The sequence below is a fragment of the Stieleria sp. JC731 genome (assembly GCF_020966635.1).
GTDB lineage: Bacteria > Planctomycetota > Planctomycetia > Pirellulales > Pirellulaceae > Stieleria.
The window spans coordinates 1,324,316-1,346,592 of the sequence record NZ_JAJKFQ010000005.1; the positions used below are offsets into that span (position 1 = coordinate 1,324,316).

The window sequence follows — 22,277 nt, forward strand, 5'->3', positions numbered from 1 at the left end:
TCAGTCGATGCTCACCTCGCCAGATTCGCACAGGGTGCCCAGTGTCTTGGCGACAGCCTTACGCGCTTCTTCGATTTCATCGTCAGCCGCATTGGCTTTGAATTCGATTTCTTCTTGCAACGCTTCCTTCGCACGCTTGGACATATTGCCCAGGACTTTTTCCAACAGTTCTGGTTCGACCTGCTGTAGTGCCAGGACAAGTTGGTCGGTTTGGCATTGGCCAAGCAGTTTCTGCATGTCGCGGTCTTCGAGGCGATTGAGGTCTTCGAAGCGGTACAGCAGGCTACGAACGGATTCGGATAATGCTTTGTCGCGTTTAGCCAATTCATCCAGCATCGGTCCACGTAGTGCACGCGGCAGCGAACGCATCATGTTGGACATCTTTTGCGAGCAGTCGACTTCGATTTCTCGTTCTTCGACCTTCAAAGCCATCTCGAGTGTCTTGTTGAAAATCCGCTGCTGGATCATCAAGGTGACTTTGGAGGGTTTGGCCAGTTCCAGGAAAACCTTGGGACGCAAAAAGTCCGGCATCAGCTCCAGCGTTTTCGCGGCGTGTTCGTTCGCAAGCTTTCGCAGCACGATGGCGGACGCGGCAGGCAGCTCTGCTTTGAGAGCTTGAGCGACTTGGTAGGGGTGCATGCGATTTAAGTCGCTGATGACATCCCCGGTCAGCTTTGGCTGTTCGAACTTTTTGATTGGTTCCAGTTCGACATCAAACGCTTCTTCGGCGATTTGGAAGATGCGAGGGCCGTCTTCGTCGTCATAGTCACCATCGGCGCCGGACTGTTCTTTGTTCTGAAGTGCCAGTCGAAAATAGTGCTCGAAGTCATCGATCACGAGATCGATCTCTTCGGGGCTTGGAGGGTAATCCCTAAAGTCGTCGAGCGCTTGATCCAGTTCAACGCGCGCAGGACCTGTGATGCCTTCCCGAGCCATGTCGGTGGCTTCGTCGCCCATCAGGTATAGCAGAAGCGCTAAGCGTTCCTGTCGCGTTAACATTGTTTTCATCGCGGCAACCTCGCTCCGCTATCAGGCGGCATTCTGCTTACCAGAATCTTTTGCCCCACTATCGCCGGACCACGCTTTGACGACCTGCGCGAAGACCTCCGGATTGTCTTTGATCAATCGAGACAACTCACTGACGCTTTCGCTGCGAGCGGCACCGAGTTGGCCCTCCCCGCCCGCCTGGCGAGAATTGCTGCTTGGACCAAACTTACGCAGCAACATAAGACCTAGCACAAAGGCCAAAAGGGCGGCAATCGCAAGCGAGGCCTTTTCGACGATTGAGGTAATCTTCGTCCAGTCAAACGAACTGACCGGTTCAGCCGGAGTCAGCAAAGTGTCAGAGAATGGCACCAGTTTGACGGAAATCATGTCGGTGTCGTCACGGAACCCGACGGCGGTTTTAACCGTCTCGGTGACCGTTTGTGCCAAGTCCGGCAGGATCGTGCCGTCTTCTTGTTTGACACCGGTTGCTTCCGAGTTGACCACGACGCTGACGGTCAGGAAATTTCGAACGGGGGTGGAGTTAGCTGAGGTTTCCTCCGTGATGGGGACCAGGTAAGTCGTTTTGATGTTTTCCGTTTTGCTTTCCATCCCGTTTTTAGCATTGCTGCCCGCCGAAGCGTTCAGGTTGGAGGCAACGCCGGCTGCCCCGACGGGGGCCGGTTGAACGTTGGTAGTGGTTTCCGAAACCAAGTCTTCCTGGCTAGGAACGGCACCTTTGCTATCGTATTTCGTGATCTTTCGAGAGCCCTGGGTGAAGGTCATGTCCATGCTGACTTGGACGTTGGCGTTGCCATAGCCAAGGAACTTGAACAGCTGGTCTTCGGCCTTTTCGGCGAGCTTTTGCTCTAGGTGAGCGGTGTATTCGACTTGGCTAGCAATCTGGCCGGCCTCTTCATCGGGCACGGTGTAGCTGCGTCCGTCGCGGTCGGTGATTTGAACCGCTTCGGGGGCAAGGTCTTCCACCGCGTACGCGACGAATGAAGCGATCGACGTTGCTTGTTGTTTTGACAATTGGCTTCCGTCACGCAACGTTAGAAGAACGCTGGCGGTAGGGGCTGATGTTTTACGTTCAAATGGTCCGCGATCGGGGACGTTTAAGTGCACGTCCGCGTGCTCGACGATTTCGATCTTTTCGATCGTCGCTGCCAAGCTGTTTTGCTTCTGAATGCGAGCCTGAATTGCGCGCTCTTTGGGGCTGCTAAGTGCGCCACCGAGCATCGATCCGCCGCCTTGGCTGCTATCGGAAACGCCATGCGTGCGTGCCAGGAGCCTTGCTTTGGCAAAGTTTCGTTTATCAACCATCAGGTTGCCGCCAGCACCTGAGAGTTGATATTCGATTCCGGCTTTGTCGAGGGCGTCAATAACACGGTCCATTTTGTCACTATCCTCTTGACTGACCAGCGTGACATAGCTTGGCTGGACAGACCAATAGCCGACGCCACCGATGGTGACGAGGCATAAGACAGCGAGCAACAAGATTCCCACGCGACCTGCGGGGGAACTCTGGTGCCAGATGGACAGCAGTGAATCGATGTAAGGTTGGATAACGTTCAATGTTCGTCAAATGTTCGCGTGGGGAGAACAGCTGTGACGCTTAGAATTGCATACGCATCAATTCGTTGTACGAATCGATGATTTGATTACGGACTTCCATGAAAACTTGGAAGGACATTTCGGCTTTGACGACTTCCATGACAACCTGTTGGACGTCTTCGGTTTTACCGCTGACAAGGTTGTTGATGGCTTGTTCGCTACGAAGTTGGTCTTCGTTGGCTTGAGCCATAAGATCGAGGAAGACGTTGCGATCGGTTGTTTGTTCCGAGGGCGAAAGTGCTCCCGCGGCTTGAGCAGGATTGCTGAACCCGGGCGACTGAACATTAACCGATGCGACAGGCGGCAAAGCAGACATCACTGGCCTCCTTGAAGAAGCGTTAGGGTTTGTTCGACCATCTCTTTAAAGACACTGATCGCCTTGGTGTTCGCTTCGTACGAACGACTTGCGGTGATCAAGTCCACCATTTCCTCGGGGATTTTTACGTTCGACAGTCGGACAAACCCATCGGCGTCGGCATGTGGATGCGAGGGGTTGTAGACGGTCGGAAATTCGCTGGCGTCGGGCTGGACACCAACGACTTGGACACCGTGCAAGGCGGCGGCTGACTTCGGATCCGTAAGGGGATCGGCGGCCGCTGAAAACACCACTGCTTGGCGTCGGTAGGGATCGCCGTTTTCGGTCATCGTTGTCGACGCATTGGCCAAGTTGTTCGCAGTTACTTCCATGCGGAAGCGTTCTGCGGCAAGACCGGATGCTGCGATATCGATTGTTGGAAAGTTGACCATGACGGTTAGCCCTTAGCCGGATATTGCTCGTCGCATCGTCGCGACTCGGGACGCAAGTAACTGGTTGAACGATTGAAACGCAAGCGCATTCTTTTTCAGTTCTGCGACTTCCTGTTCCAAGTTGACGTTGTTGCCGTCAAGACGTTCTTCCAAACCTTCAGGCATCTCAATGGGAAGTTCCGTTGAGTTGCTACTCGTTTCACTGCTTGAGTCACCTTGGGAGAGCTCGAGCATTTTTTGAAAATCTAAACGCTTGGTTTGATATCCAGGCGTATTCACATTCGCGATGTTCTGGCTGACCACGCGATGTGTCTTCTCGCTCGCGTTGACCGCGGAGCTGAGTAAATCGATTTGGTAAAATATTCCGCTCATGCCAGTTGTATCGGCCTGTGAAGCTATAAGCGTTAAGGACATCTTGCGGGGAAAACCCGCCAATCGCTGTGATTCAGCGATCTAGGCCTGAGGGTGTTCCCTCAATTGCCTCATCACGACCTGCCTTTGAAGGGATCTTCAAGTCGATCCCTATGGATGAACTAAGAATCGAATGAGGGCTTGTTGCAAGAGTGTGTTGCTGCCCCGCGTGTGAAGCTGTTTTGAAAGCTTCATCCCGGCCGGTCACAACGCATCCTCCCGGTCAATCTTGCAGCATTGTGAATTCGCACGGGTGGGTGCGTTTTCTTGCGCGCCCTCTGACTTGGCAACTCCCAATTTCGCGGCGACGGCCGCCCGCAAGAAACGATTCAGTAAATATGGATATAGCGACAATCATTGGGTTGATCATGGGCGCAGGTTTGATCCTCGCCTCGATCGCGATGGGTGGAGGTGGTCTCGGCCCCTTTATCGATATCCCCAGCGGTATGATCGTCTTTGGTGGAGCGATCGCGGCGTCATTGATCAACTTCCCATTGAAGATGAACTTGGGCGCCTTCTCTGTGATTTTGAAGACGTTCTTGTTCAAGCTGCCTTCACCTCAAGACACCATCGCCCAATTCAAAAAGTTTGCCGAGGTGGTTCGTAAAGACGGCCTGTTGGCTCTCGAAGACCAAGCGTCACAAGTCACCGATGACTATATGAAACGAGGCTTGGAATCGTTGATCAGCGGTGTCGCTGCGGAGGACGTCGCGCGGTCGCTGGAAATCGAATTGTCGTACATCGAACAGCGTCACGCCGCTGGTAAAAAAATCATTGACGCGGCCGGTGCGGCTGCCCCTGCGTTCGGGATGATCGGAACGCTTATCGGTCTGGTTCAGATGCTTCGTTCTTTGGACGACCCCAGTAAGATCGGTGGTGGTATGGCGGTCGCGTTGCTGACGACGCTTTACGGTGCGTTGGTGGCTAACGTTGTCTGTATTCCCTTGGGCGGAAAGCTGGAAGCACGCAACGCCGAAGAATCCATGATTCGCGAACTGATGATCTGCGGAATCACATTGCTCGGCGAAGGTGAAAGCCCACGTGTGGTCGAAGAAAAATTGCTCAGCTTCCTCGCCCCGAAAGCTCGACGCTCGATAGCGAAGGCATAGGTTCATGGGTAAGGATAAACCGCCAGATCCGCCAGAAGACATCCCAGCGTGGTTTATGACGTACAGCGACGTGATCACGTTGCTGATGACGTTCTTTATTTTGCTGCTAACCTTCGCGACGACCGAACCGGAACGGTTTGAAAAAGTAACCGTCAGTGTTTTTGGACGCGCCGGTGCGACAGGCGTTGCAGGACACAAGCATGATCAGCTTGATAAAAACACATGGACCACTCGTATTCGTTCACGAGTCGCCCGTATCGCAATGCAGGGCAGCGAGATGCCGCCGATCGAAAAGGAGATCGCGACGGCAGCGATCGGTAAAGGACTGGAGGGACCATCGGAGGATGCAGCGAAACGCGACGTGATGAAAACCTTCGCCTTCGAGCTTCCGCTTAAAAAGATGGTGGGCGACGACTTGAAGGTGAACCGTCAAGGTGCGCAGGCAGCCGCGAAGCTGGCAAAGCAACTCGAGTCGCTTAGCATCCACTGTGTTCTAGAAATCTCCGATCGCAATCTCGAAGATCATGTCTGCGCCTTCGCCGACTATCTTTATCACACCGAAAAAGCTCGACCCGGTCAGATCGGGACCGCCATCTCGGACAAGGTAACAACCGGGATGGTGCGAGTGGTACTCGAGCAGTATCAGAGTGGACGATGAGCAAGAAAAAGAAAGCTCCACCGAGTGCACCTAGTAAGGCCTACTTGGTTTCATTCGGCGATACGATGACGGCGCTCTTGGCGTTCTTTATCGTTCTCAACTCGCTCGCCAAGGAACAAACCGGTGCGAACCTTTATTCTGGAACCGGTTCGTTTGTAAACGCATTCACCAGTTCCGGCACACCAGGGCATCTTGGTGGGAACCGATCAGCCGATGTCATTCAGAAAGAGTCTCAGGCACCAATCTACGCACTCGCTGAAAACTTAGATAAAAACGAAAAGCAAGATAACTTTGGGCCAGATGAAAACAACAACCACGAGCGGGTGATTGACCGGGATCGCGAGCAGTTTCAAAAGTTTCTGACCGATCTTGAACAGAAGATCGATCTGAAGACGCTGCCGCAAATCGAAGATCAGGTCGTTTTTGATTCGTTCCAGCCACCGGACCCGCAGACGGGAAAGCTCAGCTTGCAAGCGACGCAACTGATTTCCGAGGCTCTTTCAAAGATGCGTGATGAACGCATGGTGATGGAAATAGTCTTGTGGGCAAACATGCCAAAGGCATCAAGCTTGAAGCGGACGCTTGATAAGTCGGTCGAGATGAGAACGGAAGTCGAATCCACGTTTTGGATGGACCAATCCACTCGGTCGCGGATCAAGTATCGCGTCAAGCCATGGCTGTTTGCCGACGCCAAGCGACCTTACCTTTCGGTGATCTTAGGTCGCAAAGGCGCGGAGACTGCAATTTCCAATGCCTCAACATCTCAGTGACCGAGTTTCGGCTAGTGCTTCATTCCATATGGAAACACGGGTTCGGGTCATCAGCCGACCGAACGTTCGCCGCGGTTATTGCACTGAAGCCGTGGCTAACGCCATACGGCCAATCCTAAAATCGAGTTGCAACGAAGCACTAGGACGGTTGAATAAAACTTGTGCCGCGCTGAAGCTGATGTCCTCGCAGCCACTGTTCGCCACTCATTTGATTCTTGCCAGCGGGGCGCAGCTGGTCGATCTGTAAAAAGCCGTCACCACAGCGCACGATCAATTGTCCTTCGCCGGTGACTTGACCCGCGGCCAGGTCGGTTGCGTCGTTTTCAACGGAGCTGACTTTTAGGATGGCGATCCGTTGCGGCGGTTTGTTCTCGCGAAGTTGGACTTCGGTATAGGCAATCGGCCAGGGCTGCATACCGCGGACGTGGCAATCGATTTTGGATTGTGACCATGCCCAATCGATCTGAGCTTCTTGTTTATTCAGCCGCGGAGCCTTGGTGGCTTTGGCTGGGTCCTGGATCTCGCCGATAGTTTCTTCGCCATTCCACTGGCGAAGCTTTTCGATGGATTCCATCACGAGATCGACGCCAAGACTTGAAAGACGTTCTTCTAATTGACCTGACGTTTCTTCCGCCAAGATATCCGTGGTCGCGCTCGCCAAGATCGGGCCGCCATCCAGCCTGGGCGTCATGTGGATCACACTGACACCGGTTTGAGGGTCACCGCTCAGCAACGCACGCTGAACCGGCGCCGCGCCCCGGTAAGCTGGCAGCAACGAACCGTGCAGATTGATACCGCCAAGCTTCGCCGATCCCAGTGCTGCAGGTTTCAGGATTTGTCCGTAGTCACAGACAACCATTAGATCAGCACCCAGTTGCTGCAATCGCGCTACAGCCTCTTCATCGTTGATCAACATCGGGTCCATGATCGGCAGACCATGTTCGGTTGCCCAGGTGCGGACCGGTGCCGGAGGCGGACCTTTGCGGCTCTTGACTGGAGGTTCCGGTTTGGTGACGACCGCGATGATCTCGTTTTCGGATTGGCGGATCGCTTCAAAGCTAGGAACCGCGAACGGGCCCGTGCCCATCAAGATAATTTTCAAAACGTGGAGGCTCCGTCAGATGCACGCTGGCGAAATGTTGACCGTCAAATCTTCTGACCCGACTGAAATGTTCACGCGACCGATCAGCAATACTTCTCGGTCCAATGGCTCAGACGTTGGATTAACTCTTCGTCCGACGGGATCGCGCCGGTCGCCTGTTTCGAACGGAAGTCTGTCTCGAATTCGTCCAGTTCGTACTGCAGCTCCTGCGCGGCTTGGTCGTTCATCCGGTCGAAAAACATTGTCCCGTCGAGGTGATCGATTTCGTGCAAGAACACACGGGCTAGGAATCCGTCGACCGTCGCGTCGATCGCGTTGCCGGAAATGTCGTATGCACTGATGCGGATCGACTTCGGACGGATCACTTCACCGGTCAAACCTGGTACGCTCAGGCACCCTTCGCTGGAAGCGACATTGCCTTTGGGGCGTTGGACTTCCGGATTCAAAATGACGAATTCCTCGCCCTCGCCCCGTTCACCGGTTGGATTGGCGACAAACATTCGCAGCGGCAGGTCGACTTGATTGGCGGCCAACCCGACGCCCTTGTGTTCGTACATCAAGTCCAGCATCTCCTGGGCAATCTGCTTTAATTCGGCATCGACCTTGCGGATCGGCTTGCTGACATAGCGGAGCGTCGGGTGCGGATAATGAATGACTTCGAGCGGCATGACGGTCAAAATGAAAAAAGAGTTGGCGTTTCAAGATCGACTATAATGACGGATCGATTCGGTCTTGTCATTCGGGTTGACTAAATATCGTCGACCAAGTCCCTTCGATGGTCCTCGCCCCCTCGACACCCTCTTTCTGGTTTGCGAACATCGGGACCGCTTCGGAATCCCCGTAACTGGCGGTGTTTTCGCTTTGATGGGATATCGAAACCGATGTGATCTGTGTTGGGAAAGTGATGGTGGACCGCCAAAACTTGCCTACTGGGTCTCATCGCGCATTTGTCTATTCTGCCCGACTCGCCCGATCGGTCTGGCGGCTTGGCAAAGTTAATTTGCCGATTCAGCTTGCTTCTCCTGACGTGCCCACATCTCTGCCTCGCCGAACCCAGATTGAAATGAAGTTGTCACCGAACCAGCTGGCAATCCACGTGATCGAAGGATTGGAGGCGAACTTTCAGAGTAAAGTCGCGATTCGAACGATCGCCGGAGCACGCGTTTTCGATTTTGGTATCGAAGTTCCTGGCGGTTTGTCGGACGGGTTGGCGCTCGCGTCGGTTAGCATGGGGGGCTTGGGCAATGTCTCGCTGTCCCCCTGTGATCGCGAGCGTTACATCGCCAGCCACCAAGTTCTCGTCGCAACCGACTTTCCCAAATTAGCTTGCTTGGGTTGCCAGTACGCGGGCTGGCCCGTTCAGACCGATGACTTCTTCGCGATGGGAAGCGGACCGATAAGGCTGAAACGAGGCCGCGAAGCAATGCTGCAAAAGTATGAGCTTCGCGACGAAGCTTCCGAAAAAGTGGTTGTGGTTTTGGAGGCCGAATCGTTTCCTACCGAATCGACCATCGGTTTGCTGTGTGAACAAGCCGGGGTTTCGCCCGACCAGCTAAGCATCTGTATCGCGCCGAGCACCTCCATCGCAGGAAGCGTCCAAGTGGTTGCCAGAAGCATCGAAACGGCGCTACACAAGATTGATGAACTTGGGTTCAACGTTTCGAATGTCATCAGCGGTGTGGGGGCTGCTCCGTTGCCTCCACCCGCAAAACGCGGTGACGTGATTGGTGGGATCGGTCGGACGAACGATGCGATGCTGTATGGTGCCGAAGTCACACTGTATGTCGACTGTGACGATTCAGACGTCGAGTCGATTTATCAACGTTTGCCCAGCTGTTCGTCGAACGATTTTGGCCGTCCGTTCGCAAAGATCTTTGCCGACTACGATCACGATTTTTACAAGGTCGACCCTTCGCTATTTAGTCCGGCTGTGGCCACCATTTGCAATCTGCGAAGCGGTCGCAGTTTCAGCGCCGGCAATCTTATGCCGCAGGTTTTACAGGAATCGTTCGGGGCATGAGCGTGGGACGCTTGCCGGTAAGGTTTCTGGTTCTTGGCCCCGATCAAGGCTGGCATGCGAACCAGTTGCGAACGGCTTGCCGGCATCGTGGAATCGATGTCGATTTCGCCGCATATGAGTCGCTGCGTTCGACTGTCGACCAGTGTCCACGCAACGAGTGCACCGCAGGCTCGCTCGAGTCGTTCGACGCAATCTTGACTCGGACAATGCCAGCGGCATCCATGGAGCAACTGACATATCGTTTGGCTGTGCTGCATTCGATTGCGGACAACTTGGGTGCAACGCAAACACCGATTGTGAATTCGCCTCGTGGCTTGGAATGGGCGATCGATAAGTTTGCGACATCGATCCGGCTAGCAAGTTTAGGGTACCCAGTACCGGAAACTCATGTTGTCCAGAATCGGAATGACGCTTTGGCAGCGTTCGATTCATTGGGGGGCGACTGCGTCATCAAGCCAATCTTCGGTGGTGAAGGTCGGGGGGTGATGAGAGTTCAGGATCGCGAGTTGGCATGGACATGCTTTTCGACCCTGGAACAGCTGCAAGCGTCCATCGTTGTGCAGCGTTTCGTCTCGCCTGGCGGTCGCGACACGCGCTTGCTGGTGATCGGTGATCGCGTGCTTGGGTTTCGCCGAACTAATGAAAAATCATTCCGGACAAACGTAGCCGGTGGTGCGACATGTGACATGATCGCAGTGGATTCAAAGCTTTCCGAAGACGCTTTGCGGATCACTGGTGCGTTGAAGCTCGAATTTGCTTCCGTCGATATCATCGACAACGACAACGGTCCCCCGTTATTCTTGGAGGTCAACGCGATTCCCGGATGGAAAGGGGCTCAAACCGTGTGTGGCGATTCAATTGCTGAAATGATTATCGAAAGACTTTGGAACTTATCGGATAAAACGAGTCAATGACCAGCCAAGTTCGAGATGGGAATGTCGCTTCACGACTTGAAGTCATCGCTTCGTTGACCCCCGGTGCGATCGCGACTGCCGAGCCGAGAGGTCCTAGGACCGCCGACGGGACTCGCAGTTATTCACTGACCACGTTTGAGAATCTTGATCGTCAAAGTGATGCGATCGCGTGTGGTTTGGTGCGTTGGGGTCTGCGCCCGGGAATGCGCGTTGCCATGTTAGTGCCGTTCGGGGCAAAGTTCATCGAACTGGTTTTTGCGCTGCTGAAATCCGGTGTCACGGTGATCTTGATTGATCCGGGAATCGGCCGAAAACACTTGGTGCAGTGCTTGTCAGATGCCAAGCCCGACGGATTCATCGGGATCCCCAAGGCGATGGCGATTCGCACTTTGCTGAAGAGGAAGTTTCCGGCTGCGAAATGGAATGTGACCGTCGGACGGCGACTGTTTTGGGGCGGCAAAACCCTGGAACAAATCAAAGCGATGGGCATGCCACAATCCGGCGAGAACATCAAGGACGTTTTGCCGAGGATCGAGCGCTCGGATCCGGCCGCGATCATCTTCACCACCGGTAGCACAGGGCCACCCAAAGGCGTCTTGTATACACACGGAACGTTTCACTCGCAGATCGATCGAATCCGCGAACGCTACGACATCCATCGTGGTTCGCGTGACCTGGCTTGTTTTCCGTTGTTTGGGTTGTTCGACGCCGTCATGGGAGTGACCACGATCATCCCGGATATGGACCCGACGCGGCCGGCTGATGTCGATCCCCAGCGTTTGATCGAAGCAGCCGAACAATGGGAGGTCGACCAGTCATTCGGTTCACCCGCGCTGTGGAATACGGTCGTCCGTTGGTGTGAAAACAATGGCGTTGCGGATCCGTTTCCGACGATGCGACGAATCCTAAGTGCAGGTGCTCCCGTTCCGGCATCCACGATGATCCGGTTGCGGCGGCTGTTGTGCGAAGACGCAGAGATCTACACGCCCTACGGCGCGACGGAAGCATTGCCGTTGGCATCGATCGAGTCACGACAAATCATCGAAGAAACCGGGCCGGCTTCAGAACGTGGAAAAGGCGTCTGTGTCGGAACACGATTTGACGATGTCCATTGGAAAGTAATCCAAATCAATGACGGCCCAATCGAATCGATGGACGACGTCGTCGAGCTACCTCGCGGTAAAACTGGCGAACTGATGGTGACTGGCCCAATGGTCACAAGGCAATACGTCGTTCGCGAGGATCAAAATGCGATGCACAAAGTCGCGGACGGAGATCGAGTTTGGCATCGAATGGGCGACGTCGGATATCTCGACGATCAGGACCGTTTCTGGTTCTGTGGACGCAAAGCTCATCGCGTGACCAACGGAAAGAAAACTTGGTACACGGTGCCTTGCGAAGCGATCTTTAACGCTCATCCGAAAGTCTACCGTTGTGCGTTGGTTGGCAGAGGCAAGGCGGGTGAGCAGTCGCCGGTCATCCTTGTCGAACCGATTCCGGAAGCTTGGCCAAAAACTGAGGCAGAAAAGAGTCGGCTGGTTGAAGAGCTGCGCACGCTCGGTTCGCTGAATCCACTGACCTGCCGCATTGAAGAAATCGTCGTTCGCGATCAACCCTTGCCAACGGACATTCGTCACAACAGCAAAATCTTTCGCGAGCGGCTCAAAGCTGAGCTTGAAGCACAGCGGTGACCGTTGGTGGCACCGCAATGACATTGGTTCCATTCGAATTGGAAATTGAAAACGCGCCCTGATACGGCCGGTTGTTGGCCAACTAGATCAATCGGGGGCCTTCTATTTAATCCGCAGCGGTGGATCGAGTATGCTGTAGCGGTTTGTCGCCCCCTCGGGTGTCCGGTTGAATGTTACCGTCGATTGATCGAGCTGCTTCATGATCATCCCCTACAGCACCGACGCGCCGCTTTATCATTGGCCCGTCGTGACGGCCGGATTGATTGCGACCAATGTGGTCGTCTTCATCGCGCTGGTCATCCAGTTCTTTTCCAGTGGGATGGATTTCGAGCAGTTTGAATGGTTGGTCTTGATGCCCGATCAGATCAATCCGTTGCAGTGGCTGACAAGTTTGTTCATGCACGCAAATCCGTTTCACCTGCTCAGCAACATGTTCTTCTTGTTTGTGTTCGGCGTGATCGTCGAAGGCAAAATTGGTTCGGTCAAATTTGCATCGATCTATTTCGCGATCGGCGTTGGCGTCGCCGCGATTACTCAGGTCGGAATGTTCGTCTTAGGCAGCGAACTTCCCGCGATGGGGGCCTCCGCAGCGATCGCTGGGTTAATGCTGATCGCGATCCTTTGGGCGCCCGACAACGATGTGCACTGGTTTTTCTTTGTGTGGCGACTGGAGACACCGGTCGCGGTCTTTGCGTTGTACTTCATTATGGCCGACATCCTAGCGGTGTTGCTTAGCGGTTTTACGATGTCGGGTGCACTCAGTCATGTGATCGGAACGGTTTTGGGGTTCTTTGTCGGCGGCTATTGTTTGCGGCACGACATCGTCGACTGTGAAGGTTGGGACGCCGTTTCCCGAAACGATTGGCTAAAAAAGTATCCAATGCTGTACGGTGAGAAGCAGCGGCAGCGAGATGCACTGAGAGTCCAGGATGATTTTGACCCTGTCACCAGTGCCTTGCAGATGGAAGGTGGTGACGTCGACAATGCGGCACGCTATGGCGCGACTCGCTTGCCTGATTTCTGTAAGTCGAATTTACAAGAGCGGAAACAGCGTCAGGAAAAACGCAAACAGGAAGGCGGTCGGCAAAAGCGACGGTTTAAGCGAGTGCATAAAACCGAAGGTGAGGAACTGACCGAAAAGTGCCAATCCCATCCGGAGTTCAATCGCTTGGCGTTCGTGCTTCGTGACAGTGTTAAGAGCGGTAATCTTGTCGAAGCGATGAGAACATTCCGAACGATGGACCAGCTGAAGATCTCACCGGGTTTGGCAGAGGTCACATTGATGGGCTTCGCAAAAGCCTTGGGCCAAGCAAAGCAATGGATTGATGCGATTCGCCCTTTGGTGGTCTTAATCGAAAAACGCGGACCGCAAGCCGACGAAGGACGATTGTTGATGGCACAGATCCAAACCAAGGTGATGAAGCGGAAGGATCTAGCAATCAAAACATTGGAAGAGATTCAAACACCGGTACTAGAAGAAGGTGCTGAGCTAGATCCGACAACCGCATCGCGATTGAAGCGGCGTGACGAACTTTTGGAGCGTCTACGCCAAGTTGTCTGAGAGCTGATCGGGCATGACCCGAAACAAGCCGGTGCAAATAAAAAACGCTCGCCATAAAAGCGAGCGTTTTTCGAATGATCATTTGATCGCGGTCGACAGCAAGTCTTACTTGCGGCGACGACGACGAACTGCGGTGAAGGCACCCAGCACACCCAAAGCAACCAAGGAGCTAGGCTCGGGGATTGCGGTGATCAAGGTGGGGTTGAGTGCACCAAAGGTAGCAAGCAATGGATCACCACCGGTGAAGTCATCCGAAGTGTATGCATCACCTGTTGCGCTGAAAATTTCGTCAACGGCTGGATCGTTCACAGCAAACCATTGGCCGGTCGAAAGATCACGAAACGTCAGCGATGGCTCGGCACCGGAGTACTGAAAGTTGGTGCCACCCAGTTGTGCACCATACTCGGCATCGCCTGTCTCCCTATCGACGATGCTCAGGGCGTCTTCGACAGTGTTCCAGAACGATGTATCGTCAACGACACCGTCATTGTCGGCGTCCACGTCCGATGTACCAACGGTGCCTGTGAAGGTATCTGTTAGCAAGACGGTGAACGATGGGTTTTCAAGGTCAGGAATCGTAACGACAGCCAGCCCCAGCGCATCAAACGTTCCCGTAACATTTGCCGCTCGGTCAACAAGGCCCACTGAGGCTCCCGAATCGGTTTCGATCGACAAGATCCAGTAATCGAACGACTCAAATGCGGTTCCGGAAAGCTCGAAATTTACACTGGCGGGATCATCGCCATCCGGATTCGGCTCAAATTCGCTAATCAATGCTGCTGGCGCTTGTGCGGCGAACAGCAATGCTGCGAATACAGCTGAGGATAGTTTGCGTAGCATGACTTCTCACACGATGTGAACGTTAGTAAAGCGTCAGTTTCATGCGCGATGATAAAATTCTCGCTATCAATTGCAATCATCTGGTTTGGTTAAGTTTTCCTATTCTGCGAATCTTAACACCACCTTAGCCGTTGGGGTCCTGCCTCTTCCATTAGCATTCGACAGTCTTGTTGTTGGCTATGGCCGATCCCCTCTGTGGAATTCGAGCTTGGTAATCGCTTTGAGGCTCAAGTTACCAGCCATCCAATCAGACTTCTGGCTCCCCTCGCCCCACGTGTGGGGAGAGGGGCTGGGGGTGAGGGGCTGGTTGTTGGCGTCCGGGAGTTTTCAAGTACGAGTACGAGTACCGGTGGAGCACCTGAGTACGAATCGAGACCAGCGATTTTGTCAACTTGCCAATGCATCCAGTCGGTTGGCAAGTCTTACTCTTCGCTTAGCCCAACCGAACCTAGGATGATGTGGTAGAGCTTCAAGTACAGCGAATAGAACACCGGGACCAAGAACAGCAACAACGTTGTTCCGACCGCGAGTCCAAACGCCAGCGAAGCAGCCATGGGGATCAGCAGCTGCGCTTGAAATGACCGTTCCAACATCAACGGAATCAATCCCGCGACCGTTGTCAGGCTGGTCAGCATGATCGGACGGAATCGACGGTGCCCCGATTCGGCCAGGGCTTCCATTGGTGGATCACCGGCGCGGACTCGCGAGTTGATGAAGTCGATCAAGACAATCGAGTCATTGATCACAACTCCGGAAAGCGCCACCAATCCGAACATGCTGAAGAACGTCAGTGGCAGCCCTAGGATCGCGTGTCCCCAAACTGCACCGATCATTCCAAAGGGCACGATCATCAAGATCAAGATCGGCTGGATGTAGGAGCGAAACTGAATGACAAGCAAGACGTACATTGCCACAACGGCGACCATGAAACCTTGCATCAAGCTACCAACCGATTCGCGACTCTGTTCGGCTTGGCCTTCCCAACGGACTTCGACTGCGGGGAATTCCTTCGCCATCTCCGGCATATAGTTGTCTTGCAAATCCGCAATGATCAGATTCGCATTGGCTCGCTGCCAATCCAAGTCGGCTGTGATCGTGATCGAACGCAATTGGTCAACTCGGTTGATTTCGCTGAACCCACGTTTAAGTTCGACGTGGGCCAATTCCTCGATCGGGTGCTCGTTGCCCATCGGATCGGGAACGCGAATTTCACGGAAATTGACGAGCGATCGTCGTTCATCTTCCGGATAGCGAACCATCAATTTGACTTCGTGTCGTCCGCGTTGCAGTCGCATCGCTTCGGCACCGAAGTATGTGTTGCGGACGGTGTTGCCTAGATCGGAAGCGGTAATGCCTGTCGCGATCGCGTTGTCCTTGACGCGGAATTGGTATTCCCACTTTCCGGGCGTGTTGTCGTCGGAGATATCAAACACACCATCGTAGGTTGCCAGCTTTTCTTTGACGGCTTCGGTCGCTGCTAGCAAGCTCTTTTCGTCGTCGCTGGGGGCGAGCAGTTTGAATTCGATCGCTTTACCACCCGGTCCGACACCGACGCTTCCGTAGGAAACGCTATCGGCACCGGCAAATTCGCCCGCTTCTTCACGCCACATGGCCAACAGGGTCTTGCTGTGGATGTCGCGCACTTCGGTGTCGTACAGTTCGGCAAAGATCTGTCCAACATTGCTGCTGGAAGATCCGCCACCGCCGACAGGATTCTGCGTGTTGGTTTTGTTTCCGACCTCGCGAAACGTCAAGCGGACTGGCCCGGCGATAACGTCGCTGCTTTTCGGATAGATCTCCCCAATGGATTTGCCTTCCGCTTTCGCGCGTTCCATTCCGACTCGGCGGCTGACACGACGAATCGCTTCTTCCATCCGTTTCGTCGCGCGATCGGTTTCGATTCCTGGTGTTCCGTCGGGAAACGTGATCACCGCCTGCAAGAAGTTGTTGTCCGTTTCGGGGAACAAGATCGATGGGACGATACCGCTACGCACTAGCCCTGCGCTGGCGATCGCAAGAGTCGTCGCAGCCGCGATCGGAACGATTGGGTGCCGAAGACTGAATTTCAGTGCCGGAACATAAACCGACTCACAAACCCACTCCAGTCCGGCGGTGAATCGTTCACTGAGCCAACCCAATAGCAGTCCCAGAGGACGCAGCGGGTAGACAAGTATCGATAGGAATCGGAAGAATCCCGTGTGGGTATGCGACAGGTGGCTGGGCAAAACAAACATGCTTTCCCATAGCGAGATCAACAGCATTGCGATCACCGCCATCGGAATGACCGCCATGAATTTACCCATCACACCGGAGACGAAAAACATCGGTGCGAATGCGATGATGGTTGTCGAAACCGATGCGGTCACCGATGGGAAAACTTCCAGCGTTCCATCGAGTGCCGCTTGTTTGAGTGGCTTGCCCATGCCCTTATGAGCATGGATGTTCTCGCCGACGACGATCGCGTCATCGACCACGATCCCCAGTGCCATCAGGAAGCTGAACAGCGAAAGCATGTTGAGGGTTTGATCGCCCAACGCAAGGACGGCACCCGATCCTAGAATCGATACCGGGATTCCGAGTGCGACCCAAAAAGCCAACCGCATTTCCAGGAATAGCGTCAGCACAAGAAAGACTAACGCGAGACCCTGTAGTCCGTTTCGTTTTAACAAGTCCAATCGACCACGAACTTCGGTACTGGTGTCATTCCAGACTTCGAAACGATACCCGGTCGGCAGTTCTTTTTGCGCAACGTAGGCATAGACGTCATCGACCATTGCCAAGAGGTCTTCGGTTTTTGATCGTTCCACATTGACGACCATGGCGGGTTCACCATTGATTTCGCCGACCTTTGTAGAGTCTTCGAATTCATCGCGGACTTCACCCAGATCACCAATCGTCAGGACCACACCATCATTGCGTGTCACGACGGGGATCTTGCGAATTTCATCGCCAACACGACCTTTGCTCTTCGCGCGCAGCAAGATCTCCTGTCCTTCGGTTTTCATTTGACCGCCGGGCAGTTCGACATTCCGTTGGCGGATAATGTCTGCGACGCGGTTCAGCGTCAGGTCATGGCTGCGTAGGGTTGCTTCGGGGATCTCGACATCGATTTGGTAGGGACGGGTTCCCATGATCGACGCGGTCGATACCGTCGGTAGCATCAGCACATCGTCGCGGACGTCTTCGGCAATTTCACGCAGTCGCAATTCGGCTTCGCGGCTACGGACGTTGGGACCGATCACACCGACACGAATGGCCGCATCACGGAATGTGATTTGTTGGACTTGAGGATCTTCGGCGAGATCGGGAAAGCTGGGGATTCGATCGACTTCGCGGTCGATTTCCGACATCACTTTTTGAACGTTGCGGACGTCTGATCGCAGTTCTGCCAAGACGTAGGCACCGCCTTCGCGCGCGATCGAAGTGACCTTTTTGACTCCGTTGATCGGACGAATCGCTTCTTCGATCTTTTGGCAGATTGCTTCTTCGCTGTCTTTCGGAGTTGCGCCCGGGTAGGGAACGGAAACCATGACGACTTCCAGTTCAAACTCCGGGAACATCTCGCGGCGCATACGATACAGGCATGCGCCACCGATCAGCATGAGTGCGACCATCAAGACGTTCATGCCGGGCGCATTGCTGATCGCCCATTTTACTGCTGTCTTCATTTCTTCAGTTCCGCCCTCGCTGGCAGCCCGGCTGGCGGGATGGAATCTAGCGGCGAGACAACAACGAAGTCTCCGTTTGCCAAGTCCGATCGTTCCGCTTCGCAGACCCAATAGCGTTCTGCTGTCTGCAGTGAGGGGGCGAGATTCGGATCGGATTCTTTCTTGTCAGATAACCGCAACGATTCGATAGGGAAAACGGTTTGCGAATAGGCTACCAAGCCTGCAGTCCATTTTGCTGGGTCAAAGGGTTCAGAGTCGACTTCCGATTCTTCTGCATCTGAATCGACCTCTTCGCTAGCCGAAGGTGGCTCGGTGGTGCCTTCGGCGGATTCGTTTGCTTTTTCGGCGGCCTTCTTGGCTTGTTCGATCGCGTCAGCCAAGACCTGTGGGTCGGGGCGGAATTTCCATACCCGGTTTCCGGGGCGTAGGGCACGAGCCGGAATGACGACCAAGTCGGCTTTCGGTTGAAGCTGCAAGCGAACGCTGACAAACATGCCGCGAAGCAACGAAGTCGTGTGATTGGCGGTGTGTTGTTGGCCGTCTTGATCGATATAGCGAGTTGGATCTTCGACGACGATTCGAACCGGAACCGTTCGAGTGTTGGGGTCGATTCCGACACCATCGTAAGAAACCAACTTGCCCTGCCAACGCTGTGTCGACCCTTCGCGACCGGCGACGGAGTACTCGATGATCGCGTCGGTATCGGGCAAGTCATATGCGCTAAGCGATGAATCCGTTTCTTCGGCCTCTGCGTTTTTTTGATCGATCACCCAGTGCAGTTGATCCATCCGCATGTTCGCGATGACTTCGGACTTGGACACGTTCTCGATCGTTACCAACGGTGTCCCGCGGTTGACGAAGTTGTTGACGTCGGCCTGTTCACTGACGATCACACCGTCGATCGGTGCAGAGACATTGCAGCGCTGCAGATTGACTTCGGCGACTTTTAATTGGGTGGCCGCAAGCTGTTCGCTGGCTTCCAACTTTGAACGCCGGCGGCGAAGTGTTTCGACTGAGTTCTCATAAGTTAGCAGCTGCTGGGTTGCCGAAAGCAATGCGCTTTTAGCGCGGTCCAATTCGCTTTGGCTTCCGAACTGACTGAGGCGTTTTTGTCGTTCGACTTCCTGTTGTTGCAAGCGGACTTCCTGTCGCGCTACGTCCATCGACTTCTGCGTGTTGATGATTTCCTGGTCGACTTCGCCAAGGGCGCGATATTCTTGTTCGCGTTGTCGTGTAAGCCGTTCGACATCCAACTGGTAGTCAGTCGAATCGATCCGCATCAACAAGTCACCTTTGCGAACCCTTTGACCGGCTTCACAAGTCTCACTTTTAAACAGGATGCGTCCGGCAACTTCGGCAGAAATTTGAGCTTCTTGGAACGGAACGACGGTGCCATCAATCACCAGTTCCAGCTGTTGGCCTGTCGCTTCGAGAGATTCGATCGGCTCTGTTACTACCACTGGCAAGCTTTCTAGAACCGCCGCTTCGGTGGTCTCTGGTGGCGGCAGTGGTTTGGCTTTCGCTACGCCGAGCATCTTGAAGATAAAAACGCCGACCAGTAGCAGCAGTACAGGAATGGCAACATTAAATAGCAGCCATTGGTCAAACCGAGTTGATTTGGACCGACCGGAAGACTCGGCAGGGGCCTGTTCAGTCTCGGACACCGATGGTGTCGTTTGACTGTCTTCTCGGTCACGCGATGGTGATGAGTAGCCTTCGTCGGAATCGTTCGTCGGTGGATTTGGTGGACGGTCCATCCGGATATCGCTGAAGTTCGTCAATAGGAAAAGAATTAGGGTTTCGATGATCGAGGATGCGGGCCGGCATTCATTGCCTACCCTTGTGAAACCCCGTTGATTGTTTGCATTGCTTTTAACGTTTAGCAGTCATCAATCGTATCAGCATGCATTTTGGCTGTATGTATGATGGCTGTTGCTTACCAAACTTGGGTGGCAGGCAATGCGTTGCCACTCAATGGATGCGAGGGTTAACGAAACGTTCGCCGTTCTTTCTAGCGAATGCTTTGTTTTGTGGTCAGGTGTAGACGGTTAACCTCTGGAGAAACTTTGTTCTGCCATTTGACGGATTTCTTGGCAACTGATGCCGTTTTCTTCCGCCAAGCGAAAGGCGTCGTCAGCTTCAACCTTCATCCGTTCATTGCCGTCAGGTAGTCGAACGACTTTTGCAGCGACAGGGCCAATTGGCGTCTCGATCGAGACGTTTCGCCTTGGCAGGACATCGCGTTCGCTCAGTCGACGACGAATCCCAATGGCTGAAGTGTGCCGGAAAATAAGCTCTTCGATCAATCCTAACTGATCTGGTTTGGCGATGACGGATAACAAAATGCCGCTGCGACCTTTCTTCATCACACAAGGCGTCTGTGTAACGTCGAGGGCACCGGCATTGAGTAAACGTTGTGAGCAGTTTGAGATCTGTTCACCTGTGGCATCGTCCAAATTGGTTTCGAGGACGACCACATGATCATGGTGAACGGATTGCACCGACGCTTTGGCGGAATCAGTGTGCTGCTCACCAACTAGGACTCGCAGGATGTTCGGTTGTCCTTCCAAATCCATCGTTCCGGCACCATAGCCAATCCCATCAATCGTCATGTTTGGAAGCGGTCCATAAGACTGACAAAGCTCCTTCAGGATCGCAGCTCCCGTAGGCGTTGTTAGTTCTTTGGCGACCGATGATGCGGCGATCGGAATCCCCTTTAATATTTCAGCCGTCGCCGGTGCGGGCACGGACACCAAACCATGGTCGATCGTGATTTTGCCCGTTCCGGTTGGCACCGGTGAAGCCATCGCAGTCTTAATGCCAAGCTGCGTTATGGCAATCGAAACACCCACGATATCGGCGATCGAATCGATCGCGCCGACTTCGTGAAAGTGAACCTTCTGTAGCGTGGTTCCGTGGACCTTCGCTTCAGCCTCGGCGACGTGTCCAAAGATGCGTTTGGCGAGTTCTTTTGCATCTGATTCAATCTCAGTCGAGCCGTCGATCATCGCATGGATGTGATGAAGGTGACGATGAGCCTTTTCGGGTGGATGCTCGATCTTGACCGACTTTGCACGGAAGCCGCATTTCTTGACATCGGTAGCCGAAATCGAAAGCTCCGGTAGCCCCATCGATCGCAGAGACGTCTGTATCTGGTCAACCGATGCTCCTAGGTCGATCAACGCCGCCAATGTCATGTCGCCACTAATACCGCTAAGACAATCGAAGTAAGCAGTCTTGGTCATTGACCGTCCGTCCATCAGGTTGAGCAAGTGAATTCGAATCGGGCGTCAGATTAGAAGCTCTGACCGAAAGGGGAAGCCCCCTCTGCTGGACTGCGTGGGGGCGTGCCGCTTGATTGAATTGGTGTACGCAGAGGGGGAACAACACGACATATCCAGGCCAGAAAATTGGGCCTCGTCCAAGCAATCGGCCTGGTTCGTGACATCGTTCAAGAGCCAGTCGGAATGATCAGGTCCTTTCAAAATTCGGTATCGATATCGAGTAGTCGTGCGCAAGTAGGGCATTTCGACGACGAAAACGACGAAATAACGTTTCGTCACCCCGTTGTTCATTCGCCGGAATGGCTCAATTTTGGGCGGGAATTCACCGACATGAAGATTTGCGTTGACTTTGATAGCGAACCAGGCCGTTTGCCGTTGAACCCCGGTACGAGATCGCTATACTCTGCGACCTTCACAATCAGCCAATTGCTGCGATTTTCACCTCCATGGAAAAAGGTGAAGGTCGAAAATGAAATTCGAAGCGTCCGAATCGATTGCATAGGACGCGATTGACAGGAATTAGACCCATGAAAGTTGTCAGCAGCATCGGAGCTCTTAAGTATCGTCACCCTGACTGCCAAGTTGTAAAACGACGTGGCCGAGTCTACGTGATCTGCAAGAGCAATCCAAAATTCAAAGTCCGCCAAGGTGGCGCGAAGGTCAAAAAGACCCGTCGCTAATCTGAGGAGGATGGTTCGTCACGCTTGTTTTGCGTGACTTATTAACCATCGAGAAATAGCTCAGCCGAATCGTGGTCGATCGCAGTTAAACGATTGGCCATTGTGGTGGATAAAAGCGATTGCATCCACCATCACGAATTCGTCACCTAACACCCACGCAACAATTCGATCGATTTTTGGGTTGTGTGGGTTTTCTGCTGCGCTAATCGTTGGGGAATTGG

At 53.8% G+C, this 22,277-nt stretch carries 19 protein-coding genes; 8 read left to right on the plus strand and 11 right to left on the minus strand.

Going from position 1 to position 22,277, the window contains the following annotated elements; genetic code table 11:
- Genes LOC67_RS15705 through flgB form a run of 5 tightly spaced genes read right to left on the minus strand, consistent with a single transcriptional unit; the run spans position 1 to position 3,720 of the window.
- A complete protein-coding gene (locus LOC67_RS15705) occupies positions 1-1,008 on the minus strand; it encodes a FliG C-terminal domain-containing protein (RefSeq protein WP_230263562.1) in 1,008 nt (335 codons plus the stop codon).
- 21 nt (positions 1,009-1,029) lie between these two features.
- Positions 1,030-2,562, minus strand: a complete 1,533-nt coding sequence (locus tag LOC67_RS15710) for a flagellar M-ring protein FliF C-terminal domain-containing protein (protein ID WP_230263563.1) — start codon at positions 2,560-2,562, stop codon at positions 1,030-1,032.
- Between the two features lie 40 nt (positions 2,563-2,602).
- Positions 2,603-2,917 carry a flagellar hook-basal body complex protein FliE gene (fliE, locus tag LOC67_RS15715; RefSeq protein ID WP_230263564.1) on the minus strand — a complete coding sequence of 105 codons (315 nt, stop codon included), beginning with the start codon at positions 2,915-2,917 and terminating at the stop codon, positions 2,603-2,605.
- Entirely contained in the window at positions 2,917-3,348 is a 432-nt protein-coding gene (gene flgC / locus LOC67_RS15720; RefSeq protein WP_230263565.1) for a flagellar basal body rod protein FlgC, read from the minus strand. The genes fliE and flgC overlap by 1 nt, the downstream gene beginning before the upstream one ends.
- A 12-nt stretch (positions 3,349-3,360) precedes the next feature.
- Complete coding sequence (flgB, locus tag LOC67_RS15725) at positions 3,361-3,720, minus strand: flagellar basal body rod protein FlgB (protein ID WP_230263566.1); 360 nt, start codon at positions 3,718-3,720, stop codon at positions 3,361-3,363.
- Between the two features lie 377 nt (positions 3,721-4,097).
- On the opposite strand from flgB, the gene LOC67_RS15730 reads away from it, so the two are divergent.
- The 3 genes from LOC67_RS15730 to LOC67_RS15740 are packed head-to-tail and all read left to right on the plus strand — an operon-like array spanning position 4,098 to position 6,296.
- Complete coding sequence (locus tag LOC67_RS15730; RefSeq protein ID WP_230263567.1) at positions 4,098-4,868, plus strand: motility protein A; 771 nt, start codon at positions 4,098-4,100, stop codon at positions 4,866-4,868.
- A 4-nt stretch (positions 4,869-4,872) separates the two neighbouring features.
- On the plus strand, positions 4,873-5,526 hold the full coding sequence (locus LOC67_RS15735) for a flagellar motor protein MotB (RefSeq protein ID WP_230263568.1): 654 nt from the start codon (positions 4,873-4,875) through the stop codon (positions 5,524-5,526).
- The gene (locus tag LOC67_RS15740; protein WP_230263569.1) at positions 5,523-6,296 is read left to right on the plus strand and encodes a flagellar motor protein MotB; all 774 of its coding nucleotides are present in this window, start codon (positions 5,523-5,525) and stop codon (positions 6,294-6,296) included. The genes LOC67_RS15735 and LOC67_RS15740 overlap by 4 nt, the downstream gene beginning before the upstream one ends.
- A gap of 139 nt (positions 6,297-6,435) precedes the next feature.
- On the opposite strand, the gene fmt is transcribed toward LOC67_RS15740, so the two are convergent.
- Positions 6,436-7,398: a methionyl-tRNA formyltransferase gene (fmt, locus tag LOC67_RS15745; protein WP_261366905.1), complete on the minus strand. Its 963-nt coding sequence runs from the start codon at positions 7,396-7,398 to the stop codon at positions 6,436-6,438.
- An 83-nt stretch (positions 7,399-7,481) separates the two neighbouring features.
- Entirely contained in the window at positions 7,482-8,066 is a 585-nt protein-coding gene (gene def, locus LOC67_RS15750; protein ID WP_230263570.1) for a peptide deformylase, read from the minus strand.
- 395 nt (positions 8,067-8,461) lie between these two features.
- Between def and mch the strand changes: the two genes are divergently transcribed.
- The 4 genes from mch (at position 8,462) to LOC67_RS15770 (ending at position 13,584) form a co-directional block, all read left to right on the plus strand.
- The gene (mch, locus tag LOC67_RS15755) at positions 8,462-9,418 is read left to right on the plus strand and encodes a methenyltetrahydromethanopterin cyclohydrolase (protein ID WP_230263571.1); all 957 of its coding nucleotides are present in this window, start codon (positions 8,462-8,464) and stop codon (positions 9,416-9,418) included.
- Complete coding sequence (locus LOC67_RS15760; protein WP_230263572.1) at positions 9,415-10,332, plus strand: RimK family alpha-L-glutamate ligase; 918 nt, start codon at positions 9,415-9,417, stop codon at positions 10,330-10,332. Before mch ends, LOC67_RS15760 begins: the two co-directional genes overlap by 4 nt.
- Complete coding sequence (locus LOC67_RS15765; protein WP_230263573.1) at positions 10,329-12,023, plus strand: fatty acid CoA ligase family protein; 1,695 nt, start codon at positions 10,329-10,331, stop codon at positions 12,021-12,023. The genes LOC67_RS15760 and LOC67_RS15765 overlap by 4 nt, the downstream gene beginning before the upstream one ends.
- 199 nt (positions 12,024-12,222) lie before the next feature.
- On the plus strand, positions 12,223-13,584 hold the full coding sequence (locus LOC67_RS15770; RefSeq protein WP_230263574.1) for a rhomboid family intramembrane serine protease: 1,362 nt from the start codon (positions 12,223-12,225) through the stop codon (positions 13,582-13,584).
- Positions 13,585-13,689: 105 nt separating this feature from the next.
- Here LOC67_RS15770 and LOC67_RS15775 read toward each other — a convergent pair whose 3' ends face one another.
- From LOC67_RS15775 to larC, 4 genes are all read right to left on the minus strand, one after another.
- Positions 13,690-14,424 (minus strand): PEP-CTERM sorting domain-containing protein, encoded by a 735-nt coding sequence (locus tag LOC67_RS15775; protein WP_230263575.1) that lies wholly within the window; start codon positions 14,422-14,424, stop codon positions 13,690-13,692.
- Between the two features lie 422 nt (positions 14,425-14,846).
- Positions 14,847-18,092 carry an efflux RND transporter permease subunit gene (locus LOC67_RS15780; protein WP_230263576.1) on the minus strand — a complete coding sequence of 1,082 codons (3,246 nt, stop codon included), beginning with the start codon at positions 18,090-18,092 and terminating at the stop codon, positions 14,847-14,849.
- On the minus strand, positions 18,089-19,849 hold the full coding sequence (locus LOC67_RS15785; protein WP_230263577.1) for an efflux RND transporter periplasmic adaptor subunit: 1,761 nt from the start codon (positions 19,847-19,849) through the stop codon (positions 18,089-18,091). Before LOC67_RS15785 ends, LOC67_RS15780 begins: the two co-directional genes overlap by 4 nt.
- A gap of 291 nt (positions 19,850-20,140) precedes the next feature.
- Positions 20,141-21,337 (minus strand): nickel pincer cofactor biosynthesis protein LarC, encoded by a 1,197-nt coding sequence (larC, locus tag LOC67_RS15790; RefSeq protein ID WP_230263578.1) that lies wholly within the window; start codon positions 21,335-21,337, stop codon positions 20,141-20,143.
- A gap of 566 nt (positions 21,338-21,903) precedes the next feature.
- Here larC and ykgO point away from each other — a divergent pair.
- Positions 21,904-22,056, plus strand: a complete 153-nt coding sequence (ykgO, locus tag LOC67_RS15795; protein WP_094417406.1) for a type B 50S ribosomal protein L36 — start codon at positions 21,904-21,906, stop codon at positions 22,054-22,056.
- Positions 22,057-22,277 lie beyond the last annotated feature (221 nt).

What these genes read in the sequence shown, in the direction of transcription:
- LOC67_RS15705 (WP_230263562.1), bottom strand. Translation starts at nt 1,008, where the DNA reads ATGAAAACAATGTTAACGCGACAGGAACGCTTAGCGCTTCTGCTATAC.
- fliE (WP_230263564.1), bottom strand. Translation starts at nt 2,917, where the DNA reads ATGTCTGCTTTGCCGCCTGTCGCATCGGTTAATGTTCAGTCGCCCGGG.
- flgC (WP_230263565.1), bottom strand. Translation starts at nt 3,348, where the DNA reads ATGGTCAACTTTCCAACAATCGATATCGCAGCATCCGGTCTTGCCGCA.
- flgB (WP_230263566.1), bottom strand. Translation starts at nt 3,720, where the DNA reads ATGAGCGGAATATTTTACCAAATCGATTTACTCAGCTCCGCGGTCAAC.
- LOC67_RS15730 (WP_230263567.1), top strand. Translation starts at nt 4,098, where the DNA reads ATGGATATAGCGACAATCATTGGGTTGATCATGGGCGCAGGTTTGATC.
- LOC67_RS15735 (WP_230263568.1), top strand. Translation starts at nt 4,873, where the DNA reads ATGGGTAAGGATAAACCGCCAGATCCGCCAGAAGACATCCCAGCGTGG.
- LOC67_RS15740 (WP_230263569.1), top strand. Translation starts at nt 5,523, where the DNA reads ATGAGCAAGAAAAAGAAAGCTCCACCGAGTGCACCTAGTAAGGCCTAC.
- def (WP_230263570.1), bottom strand. Translation starts at nt 8,066, where the DNA reads ATGCCGCTCGAAGTCATTCATTATCCGCACCCGACGCTCCGCTATGTC.
- mch (WP_230263571.1), top strand. Translation starts at nt 8,462, where the DNA reads ATGAAGTTGTCACCGAACCAGCTGGCAATCCACGTGATCGAAGGATTG.
- LOC67_RS15760 (WP_230263572.1), top strand. Translation starts at nt 9,415, where the DNA reads ATGAGCGTGGGACGCTTGCCGGTAAGGTTTCTGGTTCTTGGCCCCGAT.
- LOC67_RS15765 (WP_230263573.1), top strand. Translation starts at nt 10,329, where the DNA reads ATGACCAGCCAAGTTCGAGATGGGAATGTCGCTTCACGACTTGAAGTC.
- LOC67_RS15770 (WP_230263574.1), top strand. Translation starts at nt 12,223, where the DNA reads ATGATCATCCCCTACAGCACCGACGCGCCGCTTTATCATTGGCCCGTC.
- LOC67_RS15775 (WP_230263575.1), bottom strand. Translation starts at nt 14,424, where the DNA reads ATGCTACGCAAACTATCCTCAGCTGTATTCGCAGCATTGCTGTTCGCC.
- LOC67_RS15780 (WP_230263576.1), bottom strand. Translation starts at nt 18,092, where the DNA reads ATGAAGACAGCAGTAAAATGGGCGATCAGCAATGCGCCCGGCATGAAC.
- LOC67_RS15785 (WP_230263577.1), bottom strand. Translation starts at nt 19,849, where the DNA reads ATGGACCGTCCACCAAATCCACCGACGAACGATTCCGACGAAGGCTAC.
- larC (WP_230263578.1), bottom strand. Translation starts at nt 21,337, where the DNA reads ATGACCAAGACTGCTTACTTCGATTGTCTTAGCGGTATTAGTGGCGAC.
- ykgO (WP_094417406.1), top strand. Translation starts at nt 21,904, where the DNA reads ATGAAAGTTGTCAGCAGCATCGGAGCTCTTAAGTATCGTCACCCTGAC.